The 6,000-nt window shown below is 77.9% G+C and carries 9 protein-coding genes; 3 read left to right on the forward strand and 6 right to left on the reverse strand.

What is annotated here, in order from left to right; genetic code table 11:
- Positions 1-716: 716 nt before the first annotated feature.
- Together VKZ81_RS35270 and VKZ81_RS28785 are read left to right on the forward strand one after the other, a co-directional pair.
- Positions 717-1,064, forward strand: coding sequence for an alcohol dehydrogenase catalytic domain-containing protein (locus tag VKZ81_RS35270; RefSeq protein WP_414709497.1), 348 nt, complete (start codon positions 717-719; stop codon positions 1,062-1,064).
- Positions 995-1,552, forward strand: a complete 558-nt coding sequence (locus VKZ81_RS28785; RefSeq protein WP_324244859.1) for a zinc-binding dehydrogenase — start codon at positions 995-997, stop codon at positions 1,550-1,552. The genes VKZ81_RS35270 and VKZ81_RS28785 overlap by 70 nt, the downstream gene beginning before the upstream one ends.
- Before the next feature lie 47 nt (positions 1,553-1,599).
- Here VKZ81_RS28785 and VKZ81_RS28790 read toward each other — a convergent pair whose 3' ends face one another.
- From VKZ81_RS28790 to VKZ81_RS28815, 6 genes are all read right to left on the reverse strand, one after another.
- Entirely contained in the window at positions 1,600-1,986 is a 387-nt protein-coding gene (locus tag VKZ81_RS28790; protein ID WP_324244860.1) for an Rv3654c family TadE-like protein, read from the reverse strand.
- The gene (locus VKZ81_RS28795) at positions 1,983-2,372 is read right to left on the reverse strand and encodes a TadE family type IV pilus minor pilin (RefSeq protein ID WP_324244861.1); all 390 of its coding nucleotides are present in this window, start codon (positions 2,370-2,372) and stop codon (positions 1,983-1,985) included. The genes VKZ81_RS28790 and VKZ81_RS28795 overlap by 4 nt, the downstream gene beginning before the upstream one ends.
- Complete coding sequence (locus VKZ81_RS28800) at positions 2,372-2,584, reverse strand: DUF4244 domain-containing protein (RefSeq protein ID WP_324244862.1); 213 nt, start codon at positions 2,582-2,584, stop codon at positions 2,372-2,374. The genes VKZ81_RS28795 and VKZ81_RS28800 overlap by 1 nt, the downstream gene beginning before the upstream one ends.
- A gap of 34 nt (positions 2,585-2,618) precedes the next feature.
- Positions 2,619-3,368: a type II secretion system F family protein gene (locus VKZ81_RS28805; RefSeq protein WP_324244863.1), complete on the reverse strand. Its 750-nt coding sequence runs from the start codon at positions 3,366-3,368 to the stop codon at positions 2,619-2,621.
- Entirely contained in the window at positions 3,365-4,174 is an 810-nt protein-coding gene (locus VKZ81_RS28810) for a type II secretion system F family protein (protein ID WP_324244864.1), read from the reverse strand. The genes VKZ81_RS28805 and VKZ81_RS28810 overlap by 4 nt, the downstream gene beginning before the upstream one ends.
- Before the next feature lie 201 nt (positions 4,175-4,375).
- Complete coding sequence (locus tag VKZ81_RS28815; RefSeq protein WP_324244865.1) at positions 4,376-5,569, reverse strand: TadA family conjugal transfer-associated ATPase; 1,194 nt, start codon at positions 5,567-5,569, stop codon at positions 4,376-4,378.
- Positions 5,570-5,794: 225 nt separating this feature from the next.
- On the opposite strand from VKZ81_RS28815, the gene VKZ81_RS28820 reads away from it, so the two are divergent.
- A partial coding sequence (locus VKZ81_RS28820) for a hypothetical protein (protein WP_324244866.1) occupies positions 5,795-6,000 on the forward strand: 206 nt, incomplete at its 3' end.

Consider the following 6,000-nt stretch of genomic DNA (forward strand, 5'->3'; position numbering starts at 1 on the left):
CGTCGCGCGGTGGGCCGGGAGTGGGGTGGGCGTCGGTTCCGACGTTCCGGCCCCACCGCAGTCTGGGGAGCGGCTTTTCGAGTCGACCGACCGGGCGGACCCGGCCGGGCACGGCATCCAGTAGGCGCGCCACGGCGCGCCGTTTCCAGTCCGGGTCGCTGATCGGTCCGGATGCGACGACGAGCGTTCCCGTGGTGCGCCGAGTCGTCGGGCGGCGGCGCGATGGCGTGGGTTGCGCGATTGGCCGCCACGCGGGCCCGCCCGCCCACGGGGACCTACCGCTCGTCGTGGGGTTCGCCGCTCTGCCATCGATGCGGGCCCCGAGCGGCTGATGGCGCGTTGGTGCGCTCGGTGGCGCGCTGCGGTTCGTCGCGGGCACGGCTGGGCTCGCGTCCGGTGCGGGCGCCGAGCCGGTTGAGGTGGCACGGGCACGGTTGCTCCGCCGAGCGCGGTCCGTGTGCCCGCCCGGCGAGAAGGATGGGCCGGTGGCGTGCACCGGAGCGACCGGGTGCGGCCAGGCCGGCACGGTCTGCGAACCCGTCCACGGCACCGCGGTGTGCCGCCTCCGTCGACACGGGCCTCGATGCGCTCCCCTGCCCGACCCCGCCCGGTCGGGCGAGACCACGGCGTGACCGGCTCCGCCCCGGACGTGGGCGCCTCCCGGTGGAGGTGAGGAGGTCCCGTGAGGACCACGGGAGCGATCTGCTGGGGTCCCGGTGAGCCCTGGGCGATCGGAGCTCGAGGAGGGCGACCACGTGGTCGCGGCGTACATCCCCGCGTGCGGGCGGTGCGCGTGGTGCGCCCGCGGCCGGTCGAACCTCTGCGACGTCGGCGCCCGGATCATGGGCGGTGTCGCGATCGCCGACGGCACGCACCGGACCACGGTCGGGGGCCGGGGCGCCGCGCCGATGTCGCTGCTCGGCACCTTCTCGCCGGACATCACGGTGCACGAGTCGCAGGCGGTGCGGATCCGTACCCGGGTGAGACCGTCGTCGTGGTCGGCTGCGGCGGCGTCGGCGCCAACGCCGTGTGGGGCGCGGCGACGGCGGGCGCCGCCCGGGTGATCGTCGTCGACCCGTCGCCGGTCAAGGAGGGCCTGTCGAAGCGGTTCGGTGCGACCCACTGGTTCCCCAGGATGGCCGCGGCCGCCGAGCCGGTCCGCGAGCTGACGTGGGGGGTGCGGGCTGACGAGGTCGTCGTCGCCGTCGGCGAGCTGCAGCCCGAGATCGTCCAGGAGGCGCTCACCCTCACCGCGAAGGGCGGCGTCGTGGTGCCGGCCTGCCTCGGGAGGGTGAGCATGGACGCGGTCGCGCTGAAACCGTTCTGGCCGGCGATGCTGGAGAAGCAGATCAGGGGCACGGTCTTTCGCGGGTGCAACCCGCGCACGGACATCCCGCGGATCCTCGACCTCGACAAGGAGGGCCGGTACCCGCTCGAGGAGCTGGTGACCAAGGAGTACCGGCTCGATGAGGTCAACGGCGGGTACGCGGACATGCTGGCCGGCACCACCATCCGTGGGCTCATCCGCTTCGACGAGTCCGACCGCCGCTGAACCGCCGGGGCCGCACGCCGCCCTTCGGGGGCGATCCTCGCGTTCGTTCACGATGGCTCCGTTCCGGGATCGGTAGGGGTGACCGGGCCCGCGCGGGCGCGGCCGGAGGCGGTGTCGACGCCGGGTACTGCGATCGCGACCGGTGCGTGCGCCTCGACGAGGGCGTCCCACCCGTCCAGGTGGCAGGCGGCGAGGGTCGCGCCCATCGCCTCCACCACGCGCTCGGCCCGCTCGCAGGCGGCCTCCGCTCCTTCGACGGCGGCGCCGGCGGCGGCGAGCGCGGCGAGGTCGGCCGCCGCCTCGGCGCGGTGGCGGGCGATGACCGCGGCGCCGAAGTGCAGCCCGACGACGAGGACCGTCGTGATCGCCGCGATGCCCACGGCGGCCCAGACCGTGGCGCTGCCGCGCTCGCGCCCGCCGTCCCGCTCGCTCACGGCGGGGCCGTCCCGGGCTCGACGGCGGCGACCGCCCGGCTCCCGACCCGCACCGGGAAGGGGCGCAGGACCTCGGCCGACACCTCGGCGACGACCAGGTCGCCCTCGGTGCTCAGCGTCAGGTCGGCGCCGGTGGGGGCGAGCCGGGCGGCGACCGCGCGGCCCCGCTCGGCCTCGCCGCGGGCGGCGAGGCGGGCGAGCTCGCGGGCCGCGTCGACGCAGCGGATGGATCCGCCCGCCGCGGCGATGGCGCCGACGGCCATGACGAGGAACACCGCGAGGCTGCACACCGCGAGCGCAGCCTCGACGGTGACGGCTCCTCGGTCGCGGTCGTCCGCCGACCCGCACCGGCGCCGCGCGGCACCGGCTGGAGCCCGGGCGCCCATCAGAAGTCGACCGTCAGCGCGCGGCGGACGAGGTCGGTGAGCGCCGTGAGGATGGAGTCGCCGGTGACCACCGTGTAGAGCAGCGCCCCGAAGGCCGCGGCCGCGACGGTGCCGATCGCGTACTCCACGGTGCTCATCCCGTGGTCGTCCCGGCCGAGCCGGCGCAGCCTGGCCGGCAGGAGGGCACCGCGGGTGAGGCGGGTCTGGATCATGGTTCTCTCCTCTTCATCCGTGTTGTGATGTTGCTCACCACTGGGTGAGTACCTCGCCGGCGAGGCCGACGACGACCGGGGCGATGCCGAGGACCAGGAAGGCCGGGAGGAAGCAGAGGCCGAGCGGCGCCGTGATCAGCACGGCGGCCCGCTGCGCCTTGGCCTGCGCGGCGTCGAGCAGGCCCGCCCGGGTCCGCTCGGCCTCGGCGCGGGCGAGCGGCGCCAGCGCGGATCCGGTGCTCGCGGACCGGCCCGCGGCGCGGGCGAACGTGGCGAGGGCGGGCAGCTGCTCCGCGGCGAGCCACGCGCTCTCCGGGTCGGCGCCGAGCTCGAGCAGGCCTGCGGTGCGGCGCAGCTGCGCCCCGACCCCGCCGCGCAGCGCCTCGGCGGCCGCCGCGACCGCCAACGCGACCGGCAGGCCCGCCTCCAGGCACACGGCGAGCAGCTCCCACGCCGCCGCGAGGTCGGTGTCCGGCTCGGAGGCGAGCGCCGGGTCGGGCCGCGCGCGACGCACGGCGAGGACCCCGGCGGCCGTGGTGAGTGCGGCGAGCAGCAGGCCTCCCGCCACCCCGCCCGCCGCCCCTCCGATCGCGGCGGCGGCCGCAGCGCCGACCGCCACCCACGCGGGGCGGAGCGGTGGGGGCTGCGGGGGCGGCTGTGCCGGCGGGTCGTGCAGCGCGCGCAGCCGGAGCCGGCCGTGCCGGGCGCCGGCGACGAGCAGGGCGGCGGCGATCAGCACGAGCGCGGCGGTCTGACCGCTCGTGGCCGGCGTCGAGCCCGTCATCGGGGCACCGCCGAGCCGATGATCCGCTCCGACCACGTGCTGCCCGCCGCCAGCAGCGCCACGCCGATGACGAGCAGGACCTGTCCGAGCGGGCTGCCGCGCAGGACGCCGATCGGGTCGGCTCCGACGAGCTGCCCGAGCCCGATGCCGAGCACCGGCAGCGTGGTGAGGACGCCTGCGGTGGCGCGCGGCCCGGCGAGCTGCGCCCGCACGGTGGCCGCGAACCGCACCCGCCAGCGGATGTCCTCGTGGGCGCGGCCGAGCAGGTCGGCGAGCGGGATGCCGTGCCGGTCCGCGAGGGCCCAGGCCGTGGCGATCCGTTCCACGTCCGGCCCGATGTCGGGCCGCCCCGCCGCGCCGCGGCGCAGCGCGGGCACGATCCCGTCGCCGAGCCGCGCAGCGACCGCGGCCGGTGCGAGCACGGCACGGGCGTGCGGGCCGTCGGCCTCGGTGCCGGCGAGCGCCGCGGCCGGGTGGCTGCCGGCGCGCAGCTCGTCGGTGATGCGGGCGACGGCGGCGGCCAGCTGCTCGGCGGCGGTCGCCCGGTCGTGCGCCGCGCGGCGGGCCACCCGCCGCTGCCGGATCAGGCAGGTGGCGACCACGCCGGCGATCGCACCGCCCACCCCGGCGAGGACGGCGCCGCCGACCCCGCCGACGAGGACGGGTCCGATCACGGCGGGCCGGGCGATGCGGACCCGGCGCGCGGGAGGCGGCCACAGCGCCGCGAACCGCGCCACCGCGGGCGGCGGTGGGAGGCACGCGACGGCGGCGGCGAAGGCGGCGCAGGCGACGGTTGTGGTGTTCACGTCGATCGACCTCGCGTTTCGGGAGCGGGGCGACGGGCTGGGTGGTGGTCGGTGGTCCGGTCGGGTGCGCGTGGCTGGAGCGGGCAGCGACGATGCCCGTGGTGGCGCCGTTCGAGCCCGGGGCGCGGCCTTCGCGCGGCGGTGGGTGGCCGCGTCGTGCGGCGCGGTGATCCCGTGTGCGGTGCGGCGGGGCGACGCGGGTCACGGCAGGGCCACCTCGCGCTGCGTGAGCAGGGCGTCGAGGGCCGGGCGGTCGGCGGTCCAGCCGTGGGCACGCGTCCAGACGGGGCGGACGGTGACGGCGTGGCCGGCCTCGTGATCGCGGCCGAGCACCGCGACGGTGTCGAGCACGCGCGACCCCGACGGAAGCCGCTTCACGTGCAGCACGACCTGGACCGCGGCGGCGAGCTGGCTGTGGAGCGCGTCGCGCGCGAGGCCGCCCGTGGCGGCGAGCGCCTCCATCCGGGCGGGCACCTCGTGCGCGGAGTTGGCGTGGACGGTGCCGGCGCCGCCGTCGTGGCCGGTGTTGAGCGCGGCGAGCAGATCGCAGACCTCGCCGCCGCGCACCTCGCCGACGACCAGCCGGTCGGGTCGCATGCGCAGGGCCTGCCGCACCAGGTCGCGGAGGCCGACCCCGCCGGCGCCCTCGATGTTCGCGGGCCGGGCGACGAGCCGCACCACGTGGGGGTGGCGGGGCCGCAGCTCCTCGGCGTCCTCGACACAGACGATCCGCTCCCGCGGGTCGACGGCCGCGAGCAGGGCCGCGAGCAGCGTGGTCTTCCCGCTGCCGGTGCCGCCGGACACGACGAACGCCAGCCGCGCCGCGAGCACCGCCCGCAGCAGCGCCTCGCCGGTTTCGTCGAACGTGCCCGACGCGCGCAGCCCGGCCAGGTCGTGCGCGGCGGGGCGCAGGACGCGCAGCGACAGGCAGGTGCCGTCGGCGCTGACCGGCGGCAGCACGGCGTGCAGCCGCACGCCCGCGTCGGCCACCCAGCCGTCGACGTAGGGGCTGGCGTCGTCGAGGCGCCGTCCCGCGGCGATGGCGAGGCGTTGGGCGAGGCGGCGCACCGCGGCGTCGTCGGGGAACCGGATCGGGGTGCGTTCGAGCCCCGCGCCCCGGTCGACCCACACCGCGGTCGGCCCGCAGACGAGGACGTCGGTGGTGCGCGGGTCGCGCAGCAGCTGGTCGAGCGGGCCCGCCCCGACGAACTCCTGGCGCAGGACCCGCAGGGCGGTCAGGACGTCGAGGTCGGAGGCGACGCCGTTGGACTCGGCGCGGACGGCGGCGGCCACGGCCGCCTGGGTGAGCTCGCCGCCGGTGGTGGCGAGGCGGGAGCGGACCCGGTCGACGAGGGTGGTCGCGGGGTGGGATGCCGCAACGGTGTGCGGTGTCATCGCCGTGCCTCCGGTTTCGCGCGGACGGTGCAGGGCGGGGCGCTGGTGCGGGGGTTGCTCGGTCGCCGGTCGGTCGTCCCCGCACCGGGGTGCGATCGGTGGGGGGCGCGTGTGGGGATGAGCGCGTCGAGATCGGAGGCGACGCCGTCGGTGTCCGGGCGGCCGGGCGGCCGGGTGGGGCCGTCACGGGCGGTGACGAGGCGGGATCGGAGGCGGTCGGCGAGGGTGGCGGTCGGGTGGGGTGCCGTGCTGGTGGTGGGGTTCACGGGTGTGCTCCCGATGGGGCTCGGAGGGCGGCGGCCCGCGGGGTGCGCGGCAGCTGGTCGGCTGAGCGCGGGCCTGGGCCCGAGGGCGGAGGCGCCCGTGCCGGATCCGGGGCGGCAGGCGGCGGCCCTGGTGGCCCGGGCGAACCCGCCGGTGTTGGCCGGATG

This window comes from Pseudonocardia sp. (assembly GCF_035305885.1).
Lineage (GTDB): Bacteria > Actinomycetota > Actinomycetes > Mycobacteriales > Pseudonocardiaceae > Pseudonocardia.